This is a genomic window from Streptomyces sp. G7(2002) (assembly GCF_028870195.1).
Classification (GTDB): Bacteria; Actinomycetota; Actinomycetes; order Streptomycetales; family Streptomycetaceae; genus Streptomyces; species Streptomyces nigrescens.
In genome coordinates this window covers 8,446,842-8,473,693 of record NZ_CP102609.1, presented here as the reverse complement: position 1 = coordinate 8,473,693, position 26,852 = coordinate 8,446,842, and the positions used below count along the sequence as shown (strand labels likewise).

Genomic DNA, 26,852 nt, shown 5'->3' with positions numbered 1-26,852 from the left:
CGCAGCTGCCGCGATGCGCCGCTCCGGGCGCGGGCGCCCGGTGAGTCAGTGAGCCGAGGGGGCGCCGACGACGGGCGCGCTGGAGGCCCGTACGACCAGCTGCGGTGCGAGGCGGACCGTGCGCCGTGGTCCGGGCGCTCCGGCGGACGGCCGGTGGGTCAGCAGGCGGGCGGCCTCGGCGGCCAGTTCGCCGACCGGCTGGCGGACGGTGGTCAGTGCCGGGTCGGCGAGACCGGCGAGCGGGATGTCGTCAAAGCCGGTGACGGCGACCTCGCCCGGTACGTCCGCACCGAGCTGCCGCAGACGTTGCAGCGCACCGGCGGCAATGAGGTCGTTGGCGCAGATCAGGGCGTCCGGCCGGGACGGCCAGATGCGGTCGACGGCGGCGCGTCCCCACTCCACCGAGAAGTCGCCGAGTTCGATGCGCCCGGGGGCCGTGGGGTCCAGCGCCGCGACTCCCGCCTCGTACGCCGCGCGCCGCTCGACCGCCGCCGACGCGGTCCCGGCGGCACCCACGAAGCAGGGGCGGCGGCGGCCGGTGGCGGCCAGATGATCGAGTACGAGGGCCATACCGGCCGCGTTGTCGACGGCGACGGAGTCCGCGACGCCGGGGCCGCAGCCGCGGTCGAGCAGCACCAGCGGCACCTGCGCGGCCGCACTCGCCACCGCCTCCCGGCTGTGCCGCTCATCGACGGGTATCAGCAGCAGCGCATCGACCTGCCGCCCCAGGAACGCGCTGATCCGGGCCGCCTCCGTCGCCGGGTCGTCATCGCAGTCGGCGAGCAGCACGGCCCGCCCCTCGGCGTGCAGCGCATGCTCCAGCTCCCGGACGAGGGAGGGGAAGAACGGGTTGGTGATCTGCGGCAGGACGAGACCGACGGTCCCGGTGGAGCGGCTGCGCAGGGCGCGGGCCACCTGGTTGGGCCGGTAGCCCAGCCGCTCGGCCGCCTCACGTACGGTGCGGGCGGTCTCGACGCCGACCGGACGGGTGCCGGCCAGTACGCGGGAGACCGTGGCAATGGAGCAGCCCGACGCCAGCGCGACGTCCTTCAGCGTGACTTCGGCCACCGTCTCCCGGCTCCCTTCGCTCGGTCCGCCCGAACCGGAGGGAGCATACGCCCCCTTGCGGGCCTGGCAAACGTTGTCCCGTGAGAGGTGGATCTCTCCGTCACACAGGTCGCCCTTCGTCCCGATAACGCCCGGTAGGCGAGAGATTGAACCGTTGACAACCGGCAGGTCCATGGGTCAAGTTTCCGGAGAACGTTTTCCCATGCTGCTCGCTCGTCGCTGACTCCCCGCCCGGGCTCGCCATGGGTGACCGCCGGGCGCGCGGTGCGCCGGAGCCCATACCGGCCTGCACCCACCACCGCTTCCGCTCCACATTTCCGAGCAGCAGAGCAAAGGGGCTCTTCCGTTGGCCAGAAAGATCATCCTCGACTGCGACCCGGGGCATGACGATGCGATCGCCATGCTCCTGGCACATGGCAACCCCAATGTCGAGCTGGTCGCCGTGACGACCGTGGTCGGGAACCAGACGCTGGAGAAGGTGACCCGCAACGCCCTGTCCGTGGCGCGGATCGCCGGGATCACGGGTGTGCCCTTTGCCGCCGGCTGCCCGCGTCCGCTGGTCCGGGCCATCGAGACGGCGCCGGACATCCACGGCGAGACCGGCCTCGACGGCCCGGAGCTGCCCGAGCCGGCCATCGAGCTGGACCGCCGGCACGCGGTGGACCTGATCATCGACACGGTGATGTCCCACGAGCCGGGCGAGATCACCATCGTCCCGACCGCGGGTCTGACGAACATCGCGCTGGCCGTGCGCAAGGAGCCGCGGATCGCGGAGCGGGTCCGTGAGGTCGTCCTGATGGGCGGCGGCTACCACGAGGGCAACTGGAGCGCGGTCGCCGAGTTCAACATCATCATCGACCCCGAGGCCGCGCACATCGTCTTCAACGAGCGCTGGCCGGTCACCATGGTCGGCCTCGATCTGACGCACCAGGCGCTGGCGACCCCCGAGGTCGATGCGAAGATCGCCGCGGTCGGCACCCGCCCCGCCAAGTTCGTCGGTGAGCTGCTGGACTTCTTCCGCGAGGCCTACCGCGAGAACCAGGGCTTCGACCACCCGCCGGTGCACGACCCGTGCGCGGTCGCGTATGTCATCGACCCGGACGTCATGACCGTACGCAAGGCCCCCGTCGACATCGAGCTGCGCGGCGCGCTGACGGTCGGCATGACCGTCACGGACTTCCGTGCGCCCGCCCCGGACGACTGCACCACCCAGGTCGCGGTCACGCTCGACCACGAGCGGTTCTGGAACCTCGTCGTGGACGCGCTCGAGCGGATCGGCGACATCGAGGCATGAACACTCCCACCGAGACGAGCACCGCCACCGGAGAGCGCCCCGCCGAGGGGACCGGCGGCGGGTCCGGTGTCCGCATCGGCGTGCTGGTCACCGCGCTGCTCGCGGCCTGTTTCGCCTTCCAGCTCAACGCCAGCATGCTCAGCCCCGCGCTGAAGAACATCGAGGACACCCTCGGGGCCAGCTCCGCGGAGATCGGTCTCACCCAGACCGCGTTCTTCACCTCGGCGGCGCTGTTCTCGCTCTTCCTCCCTCGGCTGGGCGATGTCATCGGGCGCCGCCGGGTGCTGGCCGGGATGCTCGCCCTGATGGTCGTCGGCTGTGTCGTCGCCGCGCTGGCGACCAGCGTGCCGATGCTGTTCGCCGGCCGCATCATCCAGGGGGTCTGCGGTCCGGTCGTCCCGCTGTGTCTGATCATGCTGCGGGTGGAGGTGCAGGAGCCGAAGCGGTACGGCACCCTGCTCGGCGTGATCACCGCCGTCAACGGCGGGATCGCCGGTGTCGACTCGCTCGCGGGCGGTTACCTGGCCGACAGCCATGGCTTCCAGTCGGTGTTCTGGGCGATGGCGGTCGTCGCCGCCCTGGCCACCGTCCTGGTCGCCACCCTGACCCCCGAGTCGAAGGCGCCCGCCGCGACCCGGATGGACTGGCCCGGAGTCGCGCTGCTCGTGGTCTCGGTCGGCTCACTGCTGATCGCACTCAACGAGGCTGGCAAGCTGGCCGCCGCCGACTGGCCGCTGATCGCCGTGCTCCTCGTGCTGGCCGCGGCCGCCTTCGCCCTGTTCTGGCGGACCGAGAACCGCAGCGCGCACCCGCTGGTCGCCACCCGGCACCTCCAGCAGCGTGCGACCTGGGCGACCCTGCTGACCACCGTGCTCACCATGACCGGGGTGTTCGCCGTCATGAACGGGCTGATCCCGGCGTTCGCCCAGGACGCCCAGGCCGGTCTCGGGATGAGTGCCGAGCAGTCCGCGTTGTGGACGCTGTCGCCGTACGCGCTCGCCGGACTGGCCATGGGCCCGCTGGCCGGCCGCCTCGCCGCGACCTTCGGCTACGGCCGCATCCTGCGGTTCGGCCTGGTCGGTTCGGTGGCGACGGTCGCCCTGATGCTGTTCACGATGCACAGCCAGTCTCAGCTCCTGCTGCTGGTGACGTCCATCCTGGTGGGCATCGCCTACGCGGGCGTGGCGAACATCGTCCTCAACGGGCTGGGCATCGTCCTGTCCCCCAGCGAGAACCCGGGCTTCCTGCCCGGTCTGAACGCGGGCGCCTTCAACCTCGGCGCGGGACTCAGCTTTGCGCTCCTGTACGCGGTCAAGACCGCCGCGTCACCGACGGACCCGGCGTCGTCCGGCGGCTACACCGCCGGCATGATCGCGGGCGTGGTCATCCTGGCCGCGGCCATTGCGACGTCCTTCCTGATCCCGAAGCCGGTGGCGGCCGAAGCACAGAGCTGAGGCGGCGCCGGAGACAACGGACCGCCCGCCGACCGGATTTCCCCGGGCGGCGGGCGGTTCCGTCGCGGTGTGCGTCGTCTGCGGTGTGCGGCGTCCTGGTTTCCGCCGTCAGTGGTGTCCGCTTTCCGCCGTCAGTGGTGTCCGCGCGCGGTGTCCGAAGCCCCGCCGAAGAGCCGGGCCACGGCCCGGAACGGCAGGGTGACGACGGTGGCGAGGGCACCGCCGATCTGCCTGAGAACATCTGCGATCGCTCGCAACATGAATGAGCCTCCGTCATGGCCGTCCGGCCGCACACCTCACGTGTCGCCGTTGGCCGGTCGATGTCCGGGTCACATGGTCAGGAGCGCCTGCCGGGGCGGCAGGTCACTCGGGTGTCGCTTCGTCCGTCCAGCGCAGGATGGCGCCGAGCCCGCCGGACGGTGCCCGCTCGGGGTCACGGACCACCACGATGTCGGCGCCGCTCGCGGCCGCCGACCGCACCAGTGCGTCATCCGCCCGTGCGGCTGCCGGACGTGTCTCACCGAGGTACGGCAACTCCGTTCCCCGTACCCCGAGTTGATCGACTTCGGAGCCCACCCAGACCTGCCGGGCGATGTCCGAGCCGTGCGGGCTGACCAACAAGGTGTCGATCCGGTGTTCCCGGGCCGCCTCGACCAGGGCGGGGATGCCGGCCGCGGCGTGCGGGGCGCTCTTGCCTCCCGGCCCCGCACCGGTGCGGAAGCGGTCCGTCACCTGCGCGATGTGCTCACGCTCCTGAACTGCCCTCACCTGGGCGATGTCCCGGTCCACCAGCGTACTCTCAGCGCCGGGCGCCCGCCCGCCGTGTTCGCTCTCATACGTGAGGGCGCGCAGCGGTTCGGGCAGCTTGTCGTGCACCAGGTGGCGTTCGCGGGCGTCGCCGATCAGGATGACGGCCTCGGCGCCACACTCCTCGAACGCCTTGTGCACCGCCTCGGCGATCTCTCCCGCGTTGTGTTCCCAGGTGTTCTCCACCTTGGCGCGGAAGTGCCCTTCGGACCAGTCGCCCGAGGCGGTGCGGTGGAGGGGCCAGTCGGCGCCGCTGACCTGACCGGCGTCCTCGGTGCCCCGGTGGCCGAGTACGGCGAAGTCCGCTCCCGTCCGGTCCAGACGGACCACGAGGCAGACCGGGTCGTCGCCGACCGCGGCCAGGAGGGGAGTGACCCGGGGCACCGGCCCCCAGGCCGCGAACGGGGTGGCCGGGGGCCCGGGGAGCGGGGTGTCCAGCACGATCACCCCGTGGGCGGCGAACAGCACCCGCCCGGAGTGCTCCCCGGGATCGCCTTCGTGCCGCGTGAGCAGCGCTTCGTGCACCGCACCGCAGGTGGCCTCGTCCGCGCCGAGCGCGAACAACTGCGCCGTGGTGGCACTCGCCGTCAACTCTTGCTGTTTTTCGGCGTCCTCGGTGTGGTGCGAGATATCGGCATAGACGGATGCCCAGGGGCCCGGCCGGTCGATGACCGGTTTCAGGAGCGAGAGTCGCATGGCGCTGCCTCCTTGGCTTCCTCGGATTCCGTGGTTTCTCCTGTTGTGCGGTGGGCTGTCGTCGGTGTGTGGTGGGCTGCCTTACGAATTCCCGTTCCCGAAAGGCGTATGCATCAAGGGCATATGCATCTGCGGTCACGTTCCGTGCCCGTCCGCGCGATTTCCGTGTGCATGGTTGAAACAGCGCCGCCGGGTTGTTAGGGCTGGGGGACCAGGGAAACTGGGAGTAACGCGACGGGTCTGTATGACTCGTGGAGCCGGAGGCACCCATGGTCATGGAACACGGAACGGACAAGACCGGCCCCGCCCGGGACGACGTGATGAAGAAGCAACTGCGGGGGCAATTGACGGCGGAGCGCTCCCTGCGGACGGATGAGGAGCATGAACTCCAGCCGGCGGGCGAGGACCAGCCGGTGGCGGCCTGGTCCCCCGAGAGTGACTTCCGGGGCGGCACACCGAGCGGGATGACCGAGCAGGACGTCGGGCTGCGCTCCGAACTCGCCCAGCACCTCGGGCGGAGCCTGTACCCGGCCGACAAGAACGCGATCATCGAGACCCTTCGGCGCAACAACGCACCGGACCGGCTGGTCTCCATGGCCGAGCGGCTGCCCGCACACGAGCGGTTCGGCAATGTGCAGAGCATCGCCGAGGCCGTCGGGATCGCGACGGAACACCGGCGCGCCTGAGGCCGGGCCGGTCCGCCCGTTCCTGGCGCTGCCGGGAGCCACCAGGTGGCGGACAATTGGCGTAGACGCACCTGCCGCACCCCGCGGCCGGGCGAATGGACGGGAAGAGGGAGGGCGGTCATGTCCGACGACGCGATGGGCGACGAGGTCTACCAGCCGCCCAGATCCGATCCCCAGGACAACCCCAACGACCTCGACATGGAGGACGCCCTCGACGAGCCGGGCCTCGACGAGACGCTGGACACGGGCTATTCGCCACCCGAGAGACCTTTCGTGGTGAACCACGAGGGGACCACCGCGCGGGAGCTGCACGACCGCGAATCGCTCGAACACCGGCTGTCGGTGGAAGTGCCGGACGTCTGCGCTCCCGACGGCGACGGGATCGGCGATCTTCCGGACGGGGTGGGGGAACCGACGGACCTCGAATGCGGCGACGAGCGGGCCGGCCGGCTCGTGGGCTCCGACGAGGGGTTCTGGCGCGGTGGCAGCAATGACATCGCCGCCCGGGACGTCGGGATCGACGGCGGCGCCGCGTCGGCGGAGGAGGCGGCGGTGCATATCGCCCGGGACAATGCGGGGGACGGAGAGGGGGAGGTCTAGACCCTGTCGCCACCGTCCCGCCCGCTCGCTCCGGGCCCCCGGGGCCCGCGGTCTCCCCGGTTCACGGCATTCCCTCAGAACACATCGGCATCCGCTGAGCGCACGATCCGGGCCTGCATATTGCGCTCCATCATGCGCAGCGCGGCATCGGCGAGATCCTGGTGGATATGCGCACAGGCGTCCTCGGCGACGATGACCTGAATATGCCGGATATGGGCATCGAGCGCCGAATAGAGCACGCATTGTTCGGTGACCTGGCCACAGAGCACGATCGTGTCGATACCGTGCTGTCGCAGCAGATATTCCAGCGGCGTTTCAAAGAAGGCCGAGTGCCGCGCCTTCACCACGAACAGCGATTTTCCGTCCGGCCGGACCGGTTCCACCAGATCGGCGTGCGGGCCGCTGAGCACCGTGTCCAGAAGTTCGTCGTGGTGCGACCGCCACAGGCCGAAATTGTCATTGACGTAGATGACCTCGACTTCGTTCTTTCGGGCCCGTTCGATCAGCTCGGTGATATGCGGCAGGACCTGCCGCACCGAGGGCAGGAGACGTTCCGCGTCCTCGTGCTCATAGGCATTGAGCATGTCGATCACAATGAGCGCCTTCGCCGCCATGGCACGGTCCCCGGTCAGCCGCCGCCCCGCCCGGTGCCCTCCTCGGCGGCCACCCGCTTCAGGGTGCGACCGCTGCGTACGGAGCGGGCCCGCCGGGCGTCCGGTGTACCGCGCCGCCCGGCCCGGTCGTCGTGCTCCTTGACCAGCAGCCAGGACTCCCGCTTCCCGGGGCCCTCGCCGGTGCGGAACCGGGTGAGCGCATAGCCGCCGTGGAGCTTGCTGCCGTCGAGCCAGAAGGAGACATGGCCGTCCTCCAGCGCCTGGCGGAACGACAGGGCGCGGCCCTTCTTCTTCCGGGGCAGCGGGCGGTAGCTGCCCTGGTCCCAGACGATCACGGTGCCCGCGCCGTACTCCCCCTCCGGGATGACGCCCTCGAATTCCCGGTACTCCAGTGGATGGTCCTCGGTGGGCATCGCCAGCCGCTTGTCGTGCGGGTCGGCCGACGGGCCCTTGGGCACGGACCAGGACTTCAGCACCCCGTCGACCTCCAGCCGGAAGTCGAAGTGCAGGGTGCTCGCGTCGTGGATCTGGACGACGAAGGAGGAAGTGTCCCCGGCGCCCGCCGGGGCGCCCGGTGGCTCGCGCGTCCGGTCGAAGTGCCGTTTGCCGCGGTATGCCGTCAGTCCGTCCTTGGCGCCCATGTGCCCCGCCTGCCCTTCGTGCCGATGGCCGCATCTCTCACTGTCACGCGGGGCGGCCGGCGACGCATGTGCGGACGTGACCACCCGGTCGGGCGGGCCGCCGTGCGGTACCGCCGGTCCGGCGCTGCTCACCGGCTCGGCCCGCACCCGCTTCGGTGTCTTCGCGGCGGCCTCGCCTCCGCGCGGGGCCCGGCATGCACGGTGCTCCCTCAGCGTGCCGCCAAGGGGCCGGGCTTTCAGAATGAGAGGGGACCCATGTGTACCCGGCCGCACACCGGTTAGCCGACAGGGCACCACGGTGTGCCCGCGCCGGCCGTCGGCCCGCACCCCACTGTGCCCCGTCAGGCCCGGCGCCCGAGCACCATCCTCGACAGGCAGGAGTCCCCGTGAACCGCCGTCGTCCTCGGATCGTGATCGTCGGAGCCGGCTTCGCCGGTTACGAATGTGCCCGCACGCTCTCCCGGCAGGCCAAGGGGGCCGCCGAGATCGTGCTCATCAACCCCAATGACTACTTTCTGTATGTGCCGCTGCTGCCGGAAGTGGCGACCGGGATTCTGGAGCCCCGCCGGATCTCGGTATCCCTCACGGGGACCCTGCCGGGCGTCCGGCTCGTCCTCGGAGAGGTCCATGACGTGGACTTCGATGCCCGTCGGGTGGACTACACCGACCCCGAGGACCGGGACGGCTCGCTGACCTACGACCGGCTGGTGCTGACCGTCGGCAGCGTCAACAAACTGCTTCCCGTCCCCGGCGTCGCCGAGCATGCCCACGGCTTCCGCGGGATGCCCGAAGCGCTGTACCTCCGCGACCACATCACCCGTCAGATGGAACTGGCCGGTGCGGCCGAGGACCCGGCCGAACGGGCCGCCAGGACCACCTTCGTCGTCGTGGGCGCCGGCTACACCGGTACCGAAGTCACCGCCCAGGGCGCGCGGTTCACCGACTCCCTGGTCCGGCAGAACACCGCACTGCGGGACGGCCCACGCCCCCGCTGGCTGCTGCTGGACATCGCCGACCGGCTGCTGCCCGAGCTCGACGAGCGGCTGTCGCGCACCGCCGACCGGGTGCTGCGCGCCCGCGGCGTCGAGATCCGCACCCGCACCTCCGTCAAGGAAGCGACCATGGACGGGGTCCTGCTCGACGACGGCGAGTTCGTCAGCAGCCGCTCCCTGATCTGGTGTGTGGGCGTACGGCCCGACCCGCTGGTCTCCTCACTGGGGCTGCCCACCGACAAGGGGCGGCTGTGCGTCGACAAGTTCCTGGGAGTGCCCGGCCGGCCCGAGGTGTTCGCCTGCGGTGACGCCGCGGCCGTTCCCGATCTGACCCGCCCCGGCGAGACGACGCCGATGACCGCCCAGCACGCCCAGCGACAGGGCAAGGTCGCGGCGCGCAATGTGGCGGCGTCCTGCGGGCAGGGCACCCCGCGCGCCTACGAGCACCTTGACCTGGGCTTCATGGTGGACCTGGGCGGAATCCAGGCCGCGGCGAACCCGCTGCACATCCCGCTGTCCGGCCCGCTCGCCGGTGCGGTCACCCGCGGTTACCACCTCATGGCGATGCCGGGCAACCGTATCCGGGTGGCCGCCGACTGGTTCCTGGACGCGGTGCTGCCGCGCCAGGCAGTCCAGCTGGGCCTGGTCCGCTCCTGGTCGGTACCGCTGGACACCGAGACCCCCGAAGTGGCCCGGGTGGCGGGCGGCAGGCCGGAACGGGCGTGAGGGCCGGGGGCGGGTGTTCCGCGGATGCCGAATGCGGAGGGGTCTGCTTGGCTTGCCGGTGAACGATCCGTGCGGCGTGTACGGGCAGTGTCCGCAAGCCGTCGACCACAGGATTCCGGAGGCGAGATGGACCTGCACCGTAGCCCGGTCGCCCGCGCATGGCGGAATTGGCGCCGGCCCGCCGACCGCACCGTCCCCCGCGGCCCGCTGGACGCCGAGGACACCAGCCGGCGGTTTCTGATGTACGGCGTCATGCCGCTCTGGTTCGTCCCTTCGGTGGCGGACTGGATCATGCACCGGCGTACCCGGATCGAGGAGACCAGCGGAGTCCGGGAATCGGCGGTGCATGCGCTGATGATGGCGGAGGCCGGGGTGCCGGTCGCCATGGGACTGCTGGCCAAGGTCAATCCGCTGGTGCTGACCGTCATGGGCGGTGCGGCCCTGGCGCACGGCGCGACCGCGCTGTGGGACGTGAACCTGGCGACGACCGAGCGGGAAGTCCGTCCCATGGAGCAGCACATCCACAGCTTCCTGGAGGTCCTGCCGCTCACGGCGCTGGCATTCCTCGCCTGTCTGCACGCCGACCAGGTCCGCGGCACACTTCGGGGCGGCCGCGGCGCCGACGACTGGAAGCTGCTGCCCAAGGAAAACCCGTTGCCCGCCCGCTATTTGGCCGGCATCGGACTCGGTCTCAGTGTGTGCGTGGCGCTGCCGTACGCCGAGGAGATGACCCGGTGCGTCAAGGCGGCCCGGCGCCGCGGGACGCTGTGAGCGGCCAGCTCACGGAGCGCGCCGGACGGGCCGGGCCGCAGGCGTTGCCGGCGCTCCGTATCGTCGCGCCCGAGATCGAGGGCCCCGAGGACGTGGTGGCCGACGCGGACGGCAACCTGTTCGCGGGCGCCGCGGACGGCACGATCTGGCGGCTGCGCCTGCCGGCGCCGGACGCGGCGGGCCGCGCAACGGCGGTGGCACACACCGGTGGCAGACCGCTCGGCCTGCAGCCCCTCCCGGGCGGCGGGCTGCTGGTCTGTGACGCCCGGCGCGGTCTGCTGCGTATCGACCCGCGGCACGGGACCGTCCGTGTGCTAGCCGACGAGGTGGACGGCGCGCCCCTGCGGTTCTGCAGCAATGTCACCGCCGCGGTGGACGGCACGGTCTACTTCACCGTCTCCAGCCGTCGCTACGGCCTCGACGAGTGGCTGGGCGACTTCCTGGAGCACACCGGAACCGGGCAGCTGCTGCGCCTGCGGCCCGACAGGGCCCCCGAAGTCCTTCTGGAGGGGCTGCAGTTCGCCAATGGCGTGGCCCTGGCTCCGGACGAGTCCTTCCTGGTCGTGGCCGAGACCGGGGCCCGCCGCCTCAGCCGCTACCGGCTCACCGGCCCCCGCGCCGGGACCGCCGACACCCTGGCCGCCGATCTGCCCGGCTACCCCGACAACATCTCCCGCGGTCCCGAGGGGGAGTTCTGGGTCGCCCTGGCACGGCCACCGGCCGCCGGTGTGGAGTTGCTGCACGGCATGCCGCGCGGGGTCCGGCGGGCGGCCTGGGAGGTCTCGAAGCGGCTGCGGCTCTCGCTGCCGCCGCATCCCACGGCGCGGGTGCTGGCGGTCCGTCCCGACGGCGGAACGGTCCGCGATCTGCGTGCCGTGCGGTCTCCGTACCGGATGGTCACCAGTGTCTGCCGGACGGAGCGTCTGCTGGCCATGGGCAGCGTCGCGGAACGCGGTATCGCCGTCTGCGCCCTCCCCGGCGCGGACGGCACGGCGTCCGCGCACTGACCCTCTGCGCGCTCGGCGCCCGCCGCCGCGGACCGGCAGGGCTGCTACCGCACCCGCTCCGGCTCTTCCTCCTCGTCGGGGAGCCGCACATCGCTGACCGCGATGTTGACTTCCACGACTTCGAGGCCGGTCATCCGCTCCACCGCGGAAATCACGTTTTCCCGCACCGCCTTCCCCACCTCGGGGATGACCTCGCCGTACTCGACGACGACGTCCAGGTCCACCGCCGCCTGTTTCTCACCGACTTCGACCTTGACGCCGTGCGTGGTGGACGTACCTCCCCCGGGTACGCGTTTGCGCAGGGCTCCCACCGACCGCGAGAGTCCGCTGCCCAGGGCATGAACTCCTTCCACATCACCGGCCGCCAAAAAGGCGATCTTCGCGACCACACCGTCGGCGATGGTCGTCCGCCCCAGCTCCCCGGTGTTCCGCGACCCGCGCTCTGCGAACTCGGTCATTGCTCATCACCCCAGTACTCCATCGAGGGGAAGTCTTCGGCCCTCTCTTCACGCTATGGCCGTACGGGTGACGCTGCCTCCCGAAACGGGCCGCGGCGGCTGCGGGCGGCCGGCCCGCCACCCTCCCCACCTTTGCCGATACAGCAAGGAACGTTGTCAATACCGACGGTCCGGCGGAACATCCCGGCAAGGGCGGTACGGCACGGAAACGGCGGTACCGCACCTGACCCTTGCGCACGGACCGAGGAGGACACCCATGACCCATGACGTCACCGTCCCGGACCAGGAATTCTGGGACGCCCGCTACGCGGAGAGCGACCGGATCTGGAGCGGCCGCCCCAATGCCGCCCTGGTCCGGGAGGCCGGCGACCTCACCCCGGGCAGGGCACTGGACCTGGGCTGCGGGGAAGGAGCGGACGCGCTCTGGCTCGCCGAGCGGGGGTGGGAGGTCACCGCCGTCGACATCTCCCGTGTCGCCCTCGACCGGGCGGCCGGGCACGCGGCGGCGACAGCCGTCGCCGACCGCATCACCTGGCAGCACTGCGATCTCGGTACCGCGTTCCCCGCCGGTACCTTCGATCTCGTCACGGCCCAATTCCTGCATTCCCACAGCGATATGCCCCGCGAGGACATCCTGCGGAAGGCCGCCGGCGCCGTCGCGCCCGGCGGGGTGCTGCTCATCGTCGGCCATGCGGGAATCCCCGCCTGGGAACCCGACTCCGAGGTACCGCTCCCCACTCCGGACGAAGTCGTCGGGGCACTCGGCCTCCCCGACGGACAGTGGGACCTGCTGCGCTGCGAGGAACACCCGAGCTTCCGGACCGGCCACGACGGAAAGCCGGACCCCCGCACCGACAACACCGTGAAGCTCCGCCGCCGGACCGCCTGACGCCCGCCGCGCCCCCCGGCCCCCATGGCCGGAGCCCCCCCCAACCCCACCCGGAACCTCCAAGTCCCGTACAAGGAAGGGGGGTTGCCCCATATCAGGGGCCGGGCACCGCGATATGGTCCTGGCCCGGCCCCGTCCCGGGCCCGCGGGGACCGGGGGCCGGGGGGGCTTGCGGTCGCCAAGGACATCTGTCAAAAGGGTGCCGCTCCCGGTGGCGGATCCGTATCGTCTGCTCGCGCCGGAGCCTTCTCGCCCCGGGATCTCCTCGTGAGATCTCCCCGGGGGCCCGTGCCTTCGATGGCAGTGCCAGCAGCTAGGGAGCAGTGGTGACACCCCTGATCGTACCCGTCATGATCACATTCGGGATATTCCTGCTCGCCATGGTGGCCGTGGGCATCTGGACGTATCAGGACACCGTGACGTTCTCCGATTTCGCACTGGGCGGGCGCCGGCTGCGGGCACCACTGGCGGCGCTGTCCGCGGGCGCCAGTGACATGTCCGGCTGGCTGTTCCTGGGGCTGCCCGGCGCCGTGTACGCGGCCGGCATCGGCGCCTCATGGATCGCCGTCGGCCTGGCCATCGGCACCTATCTCAACTGGCTTCTGGTCGCACCGCGGCTGCGTACCTACACCGAGCTGGCCGGCGACGCCAAGACGCTCTCGTCGTATCTGGAGGAGCGGTTCGAGGACGGCAGCAGAATGCTGCGCCTGGTCTCGGCGACCGTCACCGTCGTGTTCTTCACCGTCTACGTGGCGAGCGGACTCCTGGCCGGGGGCGTGCTGTTCGAGGGAATCTTCGGAGGCGGCTTCGAGTTCGCGCTCACCGTCTTCGCCGTGGTGATCGTCGTCTACACCGTCCTGGGCGGCTTCCGCGCGGTGAGTGTCACACACTCGATACAGGCCACGGTGATGTTCTGCGCGGCAGTGGCCCTCCCGGCGATCGGCATCGCGATGCTGGGCGGGTTCGGCGCGCTGCACGGTGCGCTCACACGCGAGAGCCCGGCCCTGCTGGACATGAGGGCGGAGGCCGGCTTCGACGGCAGCCGGTGGACGTCCGGCGGGCCGCTCGGCGCGGTGGCGGTGATTTCCCTGCTCGCCTGGGGACTTGGCTACTTCGGCCAGCCCCACATCCTGGCCCGCTTCATGAGCATCCGCAGCACCCGCGAGATTCCCCGGGCCCGCCGGATCGGCGTGAGCTGGGTGGTCGTCTGCCTGGCGGGCGCCTCGCTCGTGGGACTGGTGGGGATCGCCGCGCTCGACCAGACGCTGGAGAACCCGGAGACCGTCTTCATCGCGCTCTGCGCCCAGTTGGTCAATCCCTGGGTCGCCGGCATCCTGCTGGTCGGCGTGCTGGCCGCGATCAAGTCCACCGCGGACAGCCAGCTGCTGGTGTCGGCGATGGCCCTCACCGAGGACTTCTACCGGGCGTTCGTCAAGCGGCAGGCCTCGGACGCGACCATGGTGCTGGCGGCGCGCGCAACGGTGGTCGTGGTCGCCCTGGTGGCCTACGTCATCGCACTCAGCGGCGGCGCCGTGCTGGACATCGTCGCGTACGCCTGGGCGGGCTTCGGTGCGGCCTTCGGCCCGGTGATCCTGCTGTCACTCTACTGGCCGCGCATGACCCGGGCCGGGGCGATGGCCGGCATCGTGACGGGGGCGGCCACCGTCGTCCTCTGGAAGCACATCGACCCGCTCCTCGGGCCGCTGCAGTCCGGCATCTACGAGATGGTACCGGGGGTCCTCGCGGCCACCGCGGCGGCGCTGCTCTTCGGCAAGTTCGTCGGCCTCCCGCCGCGCCGCACCTGGGCGGGCCCCATGGAGCGCAAGCCCGCCACGACGGTGCCGGTCGGCTGAGGTCAGCGTTTCCTCGCGAACGCGCGAACTACCCGACCGAAGTACCGCGTTCGGGGCCGCCCGGTCAGCTACGGACGGTGAGCGGCACGGAAGTGGCTGCGGACGGCCCGGCAACAGCGCCCGATCCGCGCAACTCGCGCTCCACATGCGGTCGTTACGCCCCCTTGCGGGGACCGATCACCGAAAGGTCCCACTTCACCGCGTGCCGAAGCATTCACCCCGCGTAAGTAGACCGTCCGAATAGCGGGCGTTCACTCCGTAGCGCAACACGTCCCCTCACACTCGTCAGGCTCACCGAACGTCACACCCAATGAACAGGCACGACCATGAGTCGGACAATCACCCGGTCACCCCAGGACTCCCCGGACGCCGGGCAGAACTCCGAGTCCGTGTTGTCGCACGGCCTCAAGCAGCGCCATCTGTCGATGATCGCCCTCGGCGGGGTCATCGGCGCGGGGCTCTTCGTAGGCTCCGGGGTCGGTATCGCCGCGGCCGGACCGGCCATCGTCCTCCTCTTCATGGGTACCGGCGCACTGGTCATGCTGATCATGCGGATGCTCGGCGAGATGTCCGCGGCCCGGCCGTCCACCGGCTCGTTCTCGGTGCACGCCGAGGAGGAGATCGGCTCCTGGGCAGGGACCACCTCGGGCTGGATGTACTGGCTGATGCTCTGCGCCGGTGTGGCCGCCGAGGCGACCGCGGCGGGCACGATCATGCACTCGTGGGTGTCGTTCATCCCCGCCTACGGCTGGGTGGCGATCTTCATGGTGTTCTTCTGCGCCAGCAATCTGACCGCGGTCAAGAACTTCGGCGAGTTCGAGTTCTGGTTCTCCGCGGTCAAGGTCGCCGCGATCGTCGCGTTCCTGGTGCTGGGCCTGCTCGGCATTCTCGGAGTGTTCGGCAGCGCGCCCGGAACGAGTCATCTGACCGGTCACGGCGGCTTCTTCCCGACGGGCGTCGCCGGACTCGCCGCGGGGCTGCTGACCACCATCTCCGGGTTCGCCGGCCTGGAGACCGTCACCATCGCGGCCGCGGAGTCCGACAATCCGAGCCGGAACGTGGCCCGCGCCGTCCGCACCGCTGTCTGGCGCATCGCCGTCTTCTACATCGGCTCCATGGCCGTGGTCGTCACACTGGTGCCGTGGAACGACCCCAAGGTCGCCACGGACGGCCCGTACGTCACCGTGCTCGACCAGCTCGGAATCCCGGCAGCCGGCACGATCATGCAGATCGTGGTGCTGGTGGCCCTGCTCTCCGCGATGAACGCCAACATCTACGGCTCCTCGCGCATGGCGTACTCCCTCGTCAGCCGGGGCCAGGGCCCTCGCTTCCTGGGCAAGGTCACCAGGGGCGTGCCGGCCGCGGCGGTGCTGGCGTCCTGTGTGTTCGGCTTCGCGGCCGTGATCGCCGGAATCGTCTGGCCGACCACCGTGTTCGCCTGGCTGCTGAACATCGCCGGCTGCTCGGTGCTGGTCGTCTGGTCCATCGTCTGCCTCACCCAGCTGAAGATGCGCCGCCGGCTGGAGCGCGAGTCCCCCGAGCTGCTCTCGGTGCGGATGTGGGGCTTCCCCTATCTGACCTGGCTCACCCTCGCCGGCATCCTCGGTGTCTTCGCCGTCATGGCCGCCAACGCGGACGGCCGTCATCAGCTCATCGGCACGGCCGTCGTGGTGGCGGTACTGGCCGGCGCCGGCCACCTCAAGCAGCGCCGCGACCGGCAGGCCGCCGAAAGCGCCTGAGCGCGGTACACCGCACCGGGACGCTCAGTCGCCGTTCCCTCGCCAGATGTTGTCGAAGGCCGCCTTCTCGAGGGAGCGGCGCTGCCGTTCGGCCTCCAGCTCCCTGACGGCGTCGTGGACGGCGACGAGCACGGTGGACACCGCGTCGTCGGTCACGCCCGGCTCGTCTCCGGTGCGTGTGCCGTTGATCCCGGCGGCTGACGCGAGGGTGGTGAGGACGGCCTCCTGCGAGGTCCAGCGGTCCTCGGCCTGACGGCGGGCGGGGGAATCGGCCAGCACCGTCCGACCGGTCCGGAAGGGCCGCCAGCGGCGGTGTTCCCGAGTGACCTGCCCGTCGTCCTCAAGGGCGGCCAGATAGGCCGCCGCCAGGCCCTCGCCCCTGCGCCACAGCCAGTCGTCGACCGACTCGTACGGCGTCTGCTGGACGAGCGACGAAGCGGCTTGGTCCAACAGGCGGTCCGGAATCGTCGGCCGGTAACCCGGCACGATCTGATCGCCGTCCAGCCGCACGGCCCGGGCGCCGAGAAGATCGATCAGTTCGGCTCCCGCAAGCGCGAGTGACAGGTCACCCCGCTCAAGAGGGCGGCCGGACTCCACGTCCATGGCAACGATCAGCAGGTCCCGCGGTGTGGTCATGGAGGGCTCCTCTCCGTCCCATGGTCGCGCTTCGGACGGCTGATCGCCCGCCGGCCGGCCCAGCTGTCCGCTGCTCCTGGAACAGGCGGCCTCGACCGTGGCCGTCGGATGACGCCCGGTGAAGGGTCTGACGGGACTGACGGCATGTGAGCGACTACAGGTGCCAGGCCTGTCCGGACCTGTCCGAAATTCCGTAATGAGTGAGCAAAGCGACTGCTAATCTCGTCAGTTCATCTACTTCGAGGACTGTGCATGACCGTGCCCACTCCCCCCGACGGCAAGCAGCCCGGTGACCGGACGCCGGACGACCACAACCCGTGGAGCCCGCCGCCGCCCGGACCGCCCCCGGCCCGCTGGGAGCCGTATCCGATGGCCCCCATACCGGCGTCGCAGGCGCGCAACGGCATGGGTATCACCGCCCTGGTACTCGGCATCGTCGGCATCGTCCTCGGCCTGCTCATCATCTTGTTCTGGATGTCCTGGCTGCCGGCCCTGCTGGCCGTGATCTTCGGCTTCGTCGGGCTGAGCCACGCGCGCACGGGCCGGGCGACGAACAAGGGGATGGCACTGACCGGCGTGATCCTGGGCGGGGTCGGCCTGCTGGCCGCTGCCGGTGGCGGCATCTTCACCGTCACCGTGGTCAAAAAGGTCACCGACAGCGCACGCAGCAAGGTCAAAGAGGTGAAGGCCTCCGCGTCGGCGTCGGAAAAGGCCCGGCACCTGTCCTTCGGCGAGTCCTACACCTTCGAGGACGGACTGAAGGTCACGGTCACCAAGCCGGAGCCGTTCACCCCGGACGACTACGTCCTCGGTCACGCCAAGGGCAACAAGGCGGTCCAGGTGACGGTCAAGGTGGTCAACACCGGCACCGAGCGCGTGAAGGTGGACACCGGACTGCCCGAAGTCAGCGACGCGAACGGAGCCTCGACGGAGCTGGTGATCGACGGAAGCGGGCGGCAGAAGGTCATCACCGGCTACGTCCTCCCCGGCAAGGAAGCCGTCGGGAAGTACGCCTTCTCGCTGCCGCCCGATGCCGCCGACCGGATCGAGGTCGAGTTCAGCCCCGACGCCATGCGGTGGGACGACGCCTACTGGAGCGGCCCCACCCGCTGATGGGGCATCTCCGCACTCACTCACTGATGGGGCAACTCGAAGCCACCGCCGCCCGGTGAGTGCGGATCTGCGACCAACTCCCCTACGCTCGCCCGGCCCTGCGAGGTCGTCGGAGACTGAAGTACCTGCCGGACACCGGCGGCCCGCGACGAGGACGCCGCGGCGGAGCTCAGCGGCCGGACAGTTTCTCCTGCAGCCAGTCGAAGACGACTTCGCAGTGCTGCTGCGGGGCCATCGGGGAGCAGTGCAGCTGCGCCCCGGTGGCCGCGGTGAGTTTCACGTAGTCCTTGGGCGCTGTCAGCTTGTCGAACAGCTGGCGTGGCTGCCCCGGATAGAACTGCTCGAAGTCGTAGTCGAGCACCAGCGTCGGCATCTTGATGCGGCCCACGACGTCCGTGATGTCCAGCGACTTGATGAGGGTGGCCGGGGTGTAGAAGTCGGTGAACATCTTGCCCTGACGGGCCGCGAGCATCGCCGGCACCGAGAAGGGTTCGAAGCGTTTCTTCATCGTCGCGGCGGCGGACGGCGGCAGCTCGGGGACGACCTCTTTGTTCCAGATGTTGTTGGTCTTCTCCTTGTCCGGGGTGAGGATCTCCCGGATCTCCGGAGGGAAGCCCAGCCAGGGCGAGAGCACACCGGGCATCGCCACCAGAGCGGCGATCCGGTGCTCGAAAGCCGCTGCCCGTGGGGCCAGGTCCCCGGCCATGCTCAGCCCGGTCAGCCCGATCTTTCTGCTGTCCACGTCCGGGCGGGCGGTCAGCCAGTCGACGATCGGGGTGACGACGGTCTCCCAGCGCGGCGTGAAGACCACTTGGTCGACGAAGAGCAGCTGGCCCTGGCCGGGCCCGTCGTACACCAGGGCGTTCCAGCCGCGCTGCAGGGCGGCCGCGACGCCATAGGTCCACATGTCGACGTCCTGCCCGTCGCTGCCGTTCGTGAGGATCACGGTGGGGCGCCGCTCGCCGGAGCTGTCCGGCCGGAAGAACCACACGGGCAGGGGGGTCTTCCCGTACGGGATGCGCGCCGTCACCGGGACCGGGTCGCACCGCTCGCAGAACGCGTCCCAGGAGCCGCGTCCCGCCTTGTACAGCTCCTCCTCGGTGCCGGGGGTGTCGGAGCCGAGGACGAAGAACAGTGCCTGGGCGTAGTACTGCGCGGCCCGCAGTGCACGGAAGCGAGTGGTCTCCGTCCCGGGCTCACCGCTGCTGGGCGGCTTCCTCAGCTGATCGCCGAGATTCTTGAAGGTCTCGGTGTACGTCTGCGCGGAGAGGCCGGCCTTGTTGATCGTGTTCACGGCGGTGAGGACCTCGCCCACCTCACTGGCGCCGTAACCGGAACCGCCGAGCGCGAGGAGCCCGTTGAAGTTGAAGGCGGGGTCCTTGAAGAGCGTCATCACGCCGGGCGTGGGATCGCTCGCCGAGGCGTAGGCCCGGGCCGTGCGACGCGCAGTGGGCGCCGTCGCGGGCGACGCGCTGCACCCGGCGGCCAGGAGGGCCCCGGCCCCACCGACGAGCCCGGTCAACGTGGTGCGGCGCGTGGGGCCGGAGGCGCGATCGGCCGATACGTACGTCATACGGCCCGAACGTACGAGCCGCGCCCCCCGGCCCCCCTCTGCGACACCCGCCCTTCCCCCGAACGCCACGCCCCGCAGCCCGCGGGTTACCCGGCGGCGCAACCGGGCGCCGCCTCCCAGTGAGAGCAGAGCGGTGCGAGCAACTTGGTGGGAACAACTTGGTGGCTTTCACTGTGAAGATGGGCCGCTCTGCGACACGGCAGCGTTAAGGAGGTTGACCGCCGCGCGCCCTTCGCCGCGTTATCGGCGGGCAGCCTCCGGTACATGCGCGCTACGCGGGCGGCAGTTGTTCTGCGGTGCGGCGACGTGCCGCAGGCCCGTTACGGAGGAAACCGACCAATGACGGGCCCCCTCGCAAGCACCACAGGGCGATGACAGGGTCGCAAAGGGCGCATCCGAGGGCGGAGTCGTGGGCGAAGGGCAGAATGGGGTTGCCCTTGAGGTGGTGGAGCAGGTCCCAGGCGGTGTGCAGCAGCCAGGCGATGCCGATAAAGGTCCAGGATTCCAGCCCGCGGTAGCCAACGTAGGTAATGACAGCCGTTCCGAGAAGCTCCCAGCCACCGAAACCGCCGCCGCTCAGATAAGCGGCGCCTGCTCCCACCACCATGATCGCATTGAAGCGGCGCCGGTGCGGCTCGCGAATCAGGCCCATGCACAGGGCGTACAGGGCGCCGACCAGAACGGGCAATAGGAATTCCATGCTTGGTGACCTTTACAGAGTACGGCTGGGTGGTGGTGGGGTGGTGTAGTGGTGTGGCAGGCAAGTCACTGAAGGGCAAGGACCCGCTTGTAGGGTCGAGTCCAGCCTGCGCCCCGAACCAACCTTGACGTTATGCGGCCGCAGCGCCACCGCCCAGGTTCATTGATGCCAGCTTTCAACGGCATAGCGCCAAGGGCTGTTAAGGGGACCTGACGGGGCATGGCATTTTGCGCGCCGGCATCGGACTGGAATTCCCGCCCGGCGAATCTGCGTCTTGATGGGGCGTCTTGGAGTCGTAGTTGGAAATGCCACGGACGGCGCTATTGCCTCTACGGAGATCGCGCCTTGTCGCCCACCTCGGCCGACAGGACGTCACACTCACCGCGAGCTCGCCCTGCCGGGCCTCCTGAGCAAGCCTGATACACCGTCAAGAACGTCACGAAAAGCGCCGCAAAAGCTCAGCTGGAGTACGGCCAGAGGCGGCCAGAGATGATCGAGCCCGTATCTCGACGTGAGCCCGGGACGGCTCGTTGACCTGGGAAGACACAGGTCACGAGACCGTCCCGGGCCTCATCGTCACCCGATTCGGGCGATCCCCCGCGTCGCCCGAATCGGGCTGCTTGACCGGATCCGTTCCGAGGACGGAGATCCGGAGTCATACTGAGTGTGTTGGCCCCCAGCCAGTCAACGCAGGAGTTACAGGATGTCCCCCCGCAGCGCATCGGTCAATGAAGAATTGCGGCGGCGCTCCCGCGAGCGGCTGCTGCAGGCGACGGTCGAGCTGGTGGCGGAGCACGGCTATGAGGCGACGACGCTCGCGGACATCGCCCGTCGGGCGGGGGTCGCGCGCGGGCTCGTCTCGTACTACTTCCCCGGTAAGCGGCAGTTGCTCCAGTCCGCCGTGCACCGGCTGATGCACCGCACGCTGCAGGCGGCGCTGGAGCGTGCGCCGCGGCCGAACGGACCGGACGCGGGGCAGGAGCTGATGGCTCGGGCCATCGACGCGATCCTGGGGCTGGCGCATGATCACCCCTTGCTGATGCGGACGCACATGGCAGGAATTCTGACGGCCGCGGGGTTCATCCAGTGCCCCGAACAGCAACGGCTGGCCCAGTTGCTGCGGGAGACGGTCGTGGCGTACGGGTCGTCCGATCCGGATGCCGACTATCCGCTGCTACGGGCGCTGTTGATGGGATCGGTGGTGGCGATGCTGCTGCCGGGAGCGGCCATGCCGCAGGCGCGGCTGCGTGCCGAACTGCTCCAGCGCTACGGGCTCGCATGGGAGTCGGGGGTCCCGCCGGACGAGGGGGCACCCGGCGGGACGCGGACACCGGGACCGGTGCGGGGCGGTCAGCGGTAGCCGGGCTGAGGCTGGACGTTGAGTGACCGTGGCTCACTTCCCGGGCGGTGGAGGGGTGGTCGCTGCGATCCGGGCCCGAAATCGGCGCCATGGAGGGCTGGTTGTGCGGCCATGCCGGGCGGCACACGGTGCAGGCATCACCACCACGGGACATGCCCGGGAGGGCGACCGCCGCCCAGCTCGACCGGCTGCGGGCGGCGGACGACGGACGGCGGGCGGCGCGCGGTTCGACCTGCTCTTCCTGAATTTGGCGATCGCCCGCCATCAGGGCGCGGTCTCCATGACGGCGGATGTGCTCTCGCAGGGCAACAACGCGCCATGGAGGAAGTCGCGTAGGAAGTCGCGTAGGAAATAGCGAACGAGGTCATCGAGCAGCAGGGCGCCGAGATCGGGCGACGCATGCAGCGGATACAGGCGAAGGTGGTGGCCCACCAGGGCCTGTCTCCCCGGTCCCCGTGGGCCTGCGGCGGCTCGGCACCAGCCGCCACAAGCGGCGGCCCACGGAGATCGGGGAGACAGGCCCTAACGCTTGTTGTGACGTGGTGTCAGGAGACCCTCGTCGCGGGCGCCGGCGATCAGCCGAAGCGATCTGCGGCGGTTACGGCCGGTGGCGAGCATGACGGCCAGCACCGGATCGCGCCCCTCCCGCTGCGCTTGGCGGTACGCGTCCGCGGCGATCTTGCGGCGCTCACCGGTCCGCGTCCGGGCGAGGACGGCGGAGCGGGCGCGCTCGGCCGGTGTGGCGGAGGCGGATGGCGAGGACGGCGGCGAGGCGTCGGGGGGCGGCGACGGCGCGGCGGACGTGGACGACGCGGCGGGCGAGGACGGCGCGGACGATGCGGAGGGGACTGGCTGCTCGGAGCTCTGCCCGGAGGCTCGCTCGTAGGTCTCCTCGGAGGCATGCCCGGAGATCTGCTCAACAGGAGAGTCGGTGGACGCGCCGGCAGGCGGGTCGGCGGGGTAGCCGGTGCCGGTTCCCGTGGCCGTCCGGTGCAGTACGCCCTCACCATGGGCGAGGCCGGTCGCACCCGTCGGCCCCGCGCCCATCGGCCCCGCGCCCGCCGGTCCCGCTCCCGGCAGTCCCGCCCCCATCGCCCCCGCCTCCGCCGCCTCACCCGTCAAAGGCGTCGCGCTCTCCGTCGCCGCTGCCGCTGCCCCCGTTCCGGCGGCCGTCGGTTCCGCTTCCGGATCGTGCCCCGGCGCCGGTCCGGCCGTGGTGGGCCGGAGGTGCCCCGTCGGCCCGTGGGGCGACGACGGCCGCGGGCCGCGCATCGGCTCGGGTGCCGCGCCGCGCGCCGGGGCCGGCTGTGGCCCGGCCTGCGGTCCGCCGGCCCGTTCCGGTGTGGCGTCCGCCGGACCGGCCTGCCGGGGTGTGGGCCGGGTCTTGCGCGGGCGCCCGGTGGCCGCCCGGAAGGCATCGTCCAGGGGGCCCTCGATCCAGCGGGCGAGGTCGGCGAGGCCGTCGAGCGTCAGCGGTGGGTCGGCCCGTACGTCCTCGACGGTGATGTGGTCGTCGGAGACCGTCACGAGGACATCGACCCGGGCGCCGTCGGCAAAGGTCAGCCGGGCGCTGCACCAGGGGCCCAGCGGGTCGAGCCGGGGCAGCGGGCACCCGGGGCCGTGGGAGCCGGCCGGTTCGTCCGGGGCGGCGGGGTCGGGGGCGGGCGCGGCGGAGCCGTGCGCCTGCAGCTCCCACGTGGGCCACTCCAAGGGCGCGCCCTGGGCTTCATATCGGTGATTAACGGTATAAAAGTCACTTTCCGACACATTGAAAACCTAGCCCCCAGCTCACCCGGCCCAGTAGCGCGGCACGCTCATCCCACGGGGAGCAACCCCGATAGCGCATCTCCCGCCGCGCGCCCGCCGGTGCGATCCTGGGGGTATTCCGCGGAAGGGGCCACTCGTGCTTCGTGTCGCAGTGATCGGTTCCGGGCCCAGCGGCGTCTACACCGCCCAGTCCCTGATCGAGCAGCAGGCCGTACCGGACATCGAGGTGTACGTCCTGGACCGCCTGCCCTGCCCGTACGGTCTGGTGCGCTACGGCGTCGCGCCGGACCACGAGAAAATCAAGTCGCTGCAGAACAATCTGCGCACGGTTCTGGAACATCCCAAGGCCCACTTCCTGGGAAACGTCGAGGTGGGGGCGCCGGGGCTGGGCGTCGAGGAGTTGCGGCAGATCTTCGATGCGGTGGTGTTCTGTGTGGGCGCCGCCACCGACCGGCATCTGGGCATCCCCGGCGAGGAGCTGCCCGGCAGCCACCCGGCGACCGAGTTCGTCGCCTGGTACAGCGCGCATCCGGATGCGGCCGCGCTCCGTTTCACCCTCGCGGCCAGGTCCGCCCTCGTGATCGGGGTGGGGAACGTGGCGGTGGACGTGGCGCGGATGCTGTCCCGTGGGGCCGCCGAACTCGCCGCGACGGATATGCCGCAGGGGCCGCTCAGCGCGCTCGCGGACAGCCGCGTCGAGGACGTCTGGATGGTCGGCAGGCGCGGCCCTTCCCAGGCCAAGTTCACGACCAAGGAACTACGGGAGCTGGGCTCGCTCCCGGATACGGACGTGCTGGTACGGCCCGAGGAGCTGGCACACGATCCCGCGTACCGGGACCCGGGCGAGCTGCCCGCGGTGGCGCGGCGGAATGTCGAGGTGCTGCGCGGCTGGGCGGAGCGGCAGGCGGCGGGCCCGGAGAGCCCGGACGCGGGGCCCGCCTCGTCCCCCGCGCGCCGTCGGCGCCGGATTCATCTGCGGTTCTTCCTGCGGCCCGTCGAAATGCTGGGGGACGCCACCGGTGTGCGTGCGGTCCGGTTCGAGCGGACGGCGCCCGACGGGCGCGGCGGGGTCGCGGGGACCGGTGAATTCGAGGAGATCGAGGGGCAGTTGGTACTGCGTTCGGTCGGCTACCGGGGGACGCCGCAGCCCGGTCTGCCGTTCGACGAGACGACGGGGACGGTGCCGCATCTGGCGGGGCGGGTACTGCGGGACGGGGCGCCGCTCCCGGGTGTGTACGTGGCGGGCTGGATCAAGCGGGGTCCCACGGGGGTGATCGGCACGAACCGGCCCTGCGCGAAGGAGACCGCGTTGTCGCTGCTGGCGGACGCCCCCGCATTGGCGGAGCGCGCAACGGCCGGGGAGCCGGTGGAGGCGCTGACCCGGGCGGGGCAGCGGCCGGTTCCGTGGCCGGGCTGGCTCGCCATCGAGGCCGCCGAGGCGGAGTGGGGCCGCGGACTGGGCCGTGGCACCGTCAAGCTGCCGGACTGGACAGGGCTGTTGGACGCGGCGCGCTCGGCGGGGCAGATCGGCTGAGACCGCGGGCGGAGCGGCGGAAACCGCGGGCAGGGAGCCAGGGGCGCGGGCGGATCGCTCAGCTCGGTCGCGGGCGAGCCGATCGGCTCGGTACGTGGCGGATCGCCCAGCTGGGCAGGTGGGCGGACCGATCAGCTAGGCGCGTGGGCGAGCCGATCACCCGGATCCACGGGCGGACCGCATGCGTCCGCAGGTGAGGCGCCGTACCGGACCCGGGCCTGTCACTCCTCCCCGAGGCGGCGGGCCTGCAGGTCCGCCCCCCGGAGGACGCCGTCGATCAGGCCGGGGAACAGTTCGTCCAGGTCGGCCCGGCGCAGTCCGTTCAGCTTGGCCGTGCCCCGGTAGAGCTGCTGGATGACGCCGTGCTCGCGCAGCACCCGGAAGTGGTGGGTACAGGTCGACTTGCTGACCGGGAGCTCGATGTCCGCGCAGTTCAGTTCGCCCTCGGCGGCCGCCAAGGTGCAGACGATGCGCAGACGCATCGGGTCGGCGAGCGCATGCAGCACGTCGGCGAGCCGGATGTCCTCGCGGGCCGGGTGCTCCAGCGAGCGGGCGCCCGACGAGGTACGCGGGGAGGTCGTATCGGTCGGCATGACGGCTCCTGATTCCTTCTGCGGGACGCGGTAGGGCCTGGCGCACCGACCCGCCCGCTCATTGTACGAGAAGCGTCGTAGTTTGACATCCACCGTAGTACGACGCCTATCGTATGAGGGCGGGTTCCGGTCGGTACCCGTTCATCTTCAGGTACAGGAGCCTGCTGTGAGCGCACTGTTCGAGCCCATCACCCTTCGCTCGCTGACCGTCCCGAACCGCCTCTGGATGGCGCCGATGTGCCAGTACTCCGCGGCGCCCGACGGCCCGGCAGAGGGGGCGCCCGGCGACTGGCACTTCCAGCACCTGGCCGCGCGAGCAGCGGGCGGAACCGGCCTCATCCTCGCGGAGGCGACCGCGGTGAGCCCCGAGGGCCGTATCAGCCCGTACGACCTCGGACTGTGGAACGACACCCAGACCGAGGCGTTCCGACGTATCACCGACTTCCTCAAGGCGCAGGGAACCGTTCCCGGCATCCAGATCGCCCACGCCGGCCGGAAGGGCTCCACCGAACGCCCCTGGGTGAACCGCGGCGCCCCGGTCCTCCCCGGTCAGCGGCACGGCTGGGAGCCGGTCGCGCCGAGCCCGGTGCCGTTCGACGACGGGTTCACGACGCCGGCGGAGCTGTCCGTGGCGCAGATCCGTGAGCTCGTCGCGCAGTTCGGCGCGTCGGCGCGGCGGGCGCTGGCGGCCGGCTTCCAGGTGGTCGAGATCCATGGTGCGCACGGCTATCTGATCAATGAGTTCCTCTCCCCCTTCACCAACCGGCGCACCGACGAGTACGGCGGCTCGTACGAGAACCGGACGCGGTTCGCGCTGGAGGTCGTGGACGCCGTACGGGCGGTCTGGCCCGACGAACTGCCGGTCTTCTTCCGGATCTCGGCGACCGACTGGCTCACCGAGGACGAGAGCGATGCGCGCGAGGGCTGGACGGCCGACGACACCGTGCGCTTCGCCCGTGATCTGCGGGAGCACGGCATCGATCTGCTGGACACCTCCTCGGGCGGCAACGCGCCCGATGCGAAGATCGCCACGGGGCCCGGCTACCAGGTGCCGTTCGCGGAACGGGTCAAGAAGGAGAGCGGCCTGGCGGTGGGCGCGGTCGGTCTGATCACCGAGGCGCGGCAGGCCGAGAAGATCATCGCGGACGGTCAGGCGGACGCCGTGCTGCTCGGCCGTGAGCTTCTGCGCTCCCCCAGCTTCGCGCAGCACGCGGCGCGGGAACTGGGTGCGGAGGTCACGTTGCCGCAGCAGTACCACCGGGCCGTCTGAGGCCTCCGGAG

At 70.8% G+C, this 26,852-nt stretch carries 26 protein-coding genes; 14 read left to right on the top strand and 12 right to left on the bottom strand.

What is annotated here, in order from left to right; genetic code table 11:
- Window positions 1-45 precede the first annotated feature (45 nt).
- The gene (locus tag NUT86_RS36360; RefSeq protein ID WP_274739613.1) at window positions 46-1,068 is read right to left on the bottom strand and encodes a LacI family DNA-binding transcriptional regulator; all 1,023 of its coding nucleotides are present in this window, start codon (window positions 1,066-1,068) and stop codon (window positions 46-48) included.
- A 346-nt stretch (window positions 1,069-1,414) separates the two neighbouring features.
- On the opposite strand from NUT86_RS36360, the gene uriH reads away from it, so the two are divergent.
- Window positions 1,415-2,362, top strand: a complete 948-nt coding sequence (gene uriH / locus NUT86_RS36355; protein WP_274739611.1) for a uridine-preferring nucleoside hydrolase UriH — start codon at window positions 1,415-1,417, stop codon at window positions 2,360-2,362.
- The gene (gene uriT / locus NUT86_RS36350; protein WP_274739609.1) at window positions 2,359-3,816 is read left to right on the top strand and encodes a uridine transporter UriT; all 1,458 of its coding nucleotides are present in this window, start codon (window positions 2,359-2,361) and stop codon (window positions 3,814-3,816) included. Before uriH ends, uriT begins: the two co-directional genes overlap by 4 nt.
- 131 nt (window positions 3,817-3,947) lie before the next feature.
- Here uriT and NUT86_RS36345 read toward each other — a convergent pair whose 3' ends face one another.
- Window positions 3,948-4,076 (bottom strand): LPFR motif small protein, encoded by a 129-nt coding sequence (locus NUT86_RS36345; RefSeq protein WP_018088708.1) that lies wholly within the window; start codon window positions 4,074-4,076, stop codon window positions 3,948-3,950.
- 103 nt (window positions 4,077-4,179) lie between these two features.
- Window positions 4,180-5,319 (bottom strand): baeRF2 domain-containing protein, encoded by a 1,140-nt coding sequence (locus NUT86_RS36340; RefSeq protein WP_159484632.1) that lies wholly within the window; start codon window positions 5,317-5,319, stop codon window positions 4,180-4,182.
- Window positions 5,320-5,594: 275 nt separating this feature from the next.
- On the opposite strand from NUT86_RS36340, the gene NUT86_RS36335 reads away from it, so the two are divergent.
- Both NUT86_RS36335 and NUT86_RS36330 read left to right on the top strand, forming a co-directional pair.
- Entirely contained in the window at window positions 5,595-6,005 is a 411-nt protein-coding gene (locus NUT86_RS36335) for a DUF2795 domain-containing protein (RefSeq protein WP_371874779.1), read from the top strand.
- A gap of 120 nt (window positions 6,006-6,125) precedes the next feature.
- Window positions 6,126-6,605 (top strand): DUF5709 domain-containing protein, encoded by a 480-nt coding sequence (locus tag NUT86_RS36330; RefSeq protein ID WP_093639342.1) that lies wholly within the window; start codon window positions 6,126-6,128, stop codon window positions 6,603-6,605.
- A gap of 74 nt (window positions 6,606-6,679) precedes the next feature.
- Here NUT86_RS36330 and NUT86_RS36325 read toward each other — a convergent pair whose 3' ends face one another.
- Window positions 6,680-7,219, bottom strand: coding sequence for an isochorismatase family cysteine hydrolase (locus tag NUT86_RS36325; RefSeq protein WP_266445148.1), 540 nt, complete (start codon window positions 7,217-7,219; stop codon window positions 6,680-6,682).
- A 14-nt stretch (window positions 7,220-7,233) separates the two neighbouring features.
- A complete protein-coding gene (locus tag NUT86_RS36320) occupies window positions 7,234-7,860 on the bottom strand; it encodes a DNA polymerase ligase N-terminal domain-containing protein (protein WP_018088703.1) in 627 nt (208 codons plus the stop codon).
- Window positions 7,861-8,270: 410 nt separating this feature from the next.
- Here NUT86_RS36320 and NUT86_RS36315 point away from each other — a divergent pair, with 410 nt between their 5' ends.
- The 3 genes from NUT86_RS36315 (at window position 8,271) to NUT86_RS36305 (ending at window position 11,356) form a co-directional block, all read left to right on the top strand.
- Window positions 8,271-9,578: an NAD(P)/FAD-dependent oxidoreductase gene (locus NUT86_RS36315; RefSeq protein WP_274740734.1), complete on the top strand. Its 1,308-nt coding sequence runs from the start codon at window positions 8,271-8,273 to the stop codon at window positions 9,576-9,578.
- 126 nt (window positions 9,579-9,704) lie between these two features.
- Window positions 9,705-10,349, top strand: a complete 645-nt coding sequence (locus NUT86_RS36310) for a hypothetical protein (protein WP_018088701.1) — start codon at window positions 9,705-9,707, stop codon at window positions 10,347-10,349.
- Complete coding sequence (locus NUT86_RS36305) at window positions 10,346-11,356, top strand: SMP-30/gluconolactonase/LRE family protein (RefSeq protein ID WP_229837863.1); 1,011 nt, start codon at window positions 10,346-10,348, stop codon at window positions 11,354-11,356. The genes NUT86_RS36310 and NUT86_RS36305 overlap by 4 nt, the downstream gene beginning before the upstream one ends.
- Before the next feature lie 44 nt (window positions 11,357-11,400).
- Here the strand turns inward: NUT86_RS36305 and NUT86_RS36300 are convergent, their stop codons facing one another.
- Window positions 11,401-11,814, bottom strand: coding sequence for an Asp23/Gls24 family envelope stress response protein (locus NUT86_RS36300; protein WP_018088699.1), 414 nt, complete (start codon window positions 11,812-11,814; stop codon window positions 11,401-11,403).
- Window positions 11,815-12,070: 256 nt separating this feature from the next.
- Between NUT86_RS36300 and NUT86_RS36295 the strand changes: the two genes are divergently transcribed.
- The 3 genes from NUT86_RS36295 to NUT86_RS36285 all read left to right on the top strand — a co-directional run bounded on the left by NUT86_RS36295 (window position 12,071) and on the right by NUT86_RS36285 (window position 16,295).
- Entirely contained in the window at window positions 12,071-12,703 is a 633-nt protein-coding gene (locus NUT86_RS36295) for a class I SAM-dependent methyltransferase (RefSeq protein ID WP_018088698.1), read from the top strand.
- Window positions 12,704-13,053: 350 nt separating this feature from the next.
- Window positions 13,054-14,556, top strand: a complete 1,503-nt coding sequence (gene putP / locus NUT86_RS36290) for a sodium/proline symporter PutP (RefSeq protein WP_274739603.1) — start codon at window positions 13,054-13,056, stop codon at window positions 14,554-14,556.
- A 326-nt stretch (window positions 14,557-14,882) separates the two neighbouring features.
- Window positions 14,883-16,295, top strand: coding sequence for an amino acid permease (locus NUT86_RS36285; RefSeq protein WP_093639362.1), 1,413 nt, complete (start codon window positions 14,883-14,885; stop codon window positions 16,293-16,295).
- Between the two features lie 24 nt (window positions 16,296-16,319).
- Here the strand turns inward: NUT86_RS36285 and NUT86_RS36280 are convergent, their stop codons facing one another.
- Window positions 16,320-16,931 (bottom strand): GOLPH3/VPS74 family protein, encoded by a 612-nt coding sequence (locus NUT86_RS36280; RefSeq protein WP_159484640.1) that lies wholly within the window; start codon window positions 16,929-16,931, stop codon window positions 16,320-16,322.
- Between the two features lie 252 nt (window positions 16,932-17,183).
- Between NUT86_RS36280 and NUT86_RS36275 the strand changes: the two genes are divergently transcribed.
- Window positions 17,184-18,044 carry a DUF4190 domain-containing protein gene (locus NUT86_RS36275; RefSeq protein WP_018088694.1) on the top strand — a complete coding sequence of 287 codons (861 nt, stop codon included), beginning with the start codon at window positions 17,184-17,186 and terminating at the stop codon, window positions 18,042-18,044.
- A gap of 169 nt (window positions 18,045-18,213) precedes the next feature.
- On the opposite strand, the gene NUT86_RS36270 is transcribed toward NUT86_RS36275, so the two are convergent.
- Entirely contained in the window at window positions 18,214-19,617 is a 1,404-nt protein-coding gene (locus NUT86_RS36270; RefSeq protein ID WP_274739599.1) for an alpha/beta hydrolase family protein, read from the bottom strand.
- 271 nt (window positions 19,618-19,888) lie between these two features.
- Window positions 19,889-20,317 carry a DUF6010 family protein gene (locus tag NUT86_RS36265; RefSeq protein WP_266445132.1) on the bottom strand — a complete coding sequence of 143 codons (429 nt, stop codon included), beginning with the start codon at window positions 20,315-20,317 and terminating at the stop codon, window positions 19,889-19,891.
- Window positions 20,318-21,020: 703 nt separating this feature from the next.
- Here NUT86_RS36265 and NUT86_RS36260 point away from each other — a divergent pair.
- On the top strand, window positions 21,021-21,677 hold the full coding sequence (locus NUT86_RS36260) for a TetR/AcrR family transcriptional regulator (protein WP_274739596.1): 657 nt from the start codon (window positions 21,021-21,023) through the stop codon (window positions 21,675-21,677).
- 264 nt (window positions 21,678-21,941) lie between these two features.
- On the opposite strand, the gene NUT86_RS36250 is transcribed toward NUT86_RS36260, so the two are convergent.
- Window positions 21,942-22,109, bottom strand: coding sequence for a hypothetical protein (locus tag NUT86_RS36250; protein ID WP_266445198.1), 168 nt, complete (start codon window positions 22,107-22,109; stop codon window positions 21,942-21,944).
- Window positions 22,110-22,199: 90 nt separating this feature from the next.
- Window positions 22,200-23,387, bottom strand: coding sequence for a DUF6214 family protein (locus NUT86_RS40525; RefSeq protein ID WP_323182496.1), 1,188 nt, complete (start codon window positions 23,385-23,387; stop codon window positions 22,200-22,202).
- A gap of 193 nt (window positions 23,388-23,580) precedes the next feature.
- Between NUT86_RS40525 and NUT86_RS36235 the strand changes: the two genes are divergently transcribed.
- Window positions 23,581-24,978, top strand: coding sequence for an FAD-dependent oxidoreductase (locus NUT86_RS36235; protein WP_274739595.1), 1,398 nt, complete (start codon window positions 23,581-23,583; stop codon window positions 24,976-24,978).
- Window positions 24,979-25,199: 221 nt separating this feature from the next.
- On the opposite strand, the gene NUT86_RS36230 is transcribed toward NUT86_RS36235, so the two are convergent.
- Window positions 25,200-25,571: an ArsR/SmtB family transcription factor gene (locus NUT86_RS36230; RefSeq protein WP_274739594.1), complete on the bottom strand. Its 372-nt coding sequence runs from the start codon at window positions 25,569-25,571 to the stop codon at window positions 25,200-25,202.
- 166 nt (window positions 25,572-25,737) lie between these two features.
- Between NUT86_RS36230 and NUT86_RS36225 the strand changes: the two genes are divergently transcribed.
- The gene (locus tag NUT86_RS36225) at window positions 25,738-26,841 is read left to right on the top strand and encodes an NADH:flavin oxidoreductase/NADH oxidase (protein ID WP_109894865.1); all 1,104 of its coding nucleotides are present in this window, start codon (window positions 25,738-25,740) and stop codon (window positions 26,839-26,841) included.
- Window positions 26,842-26,852 lie beyond the last annotated feature (11 nt).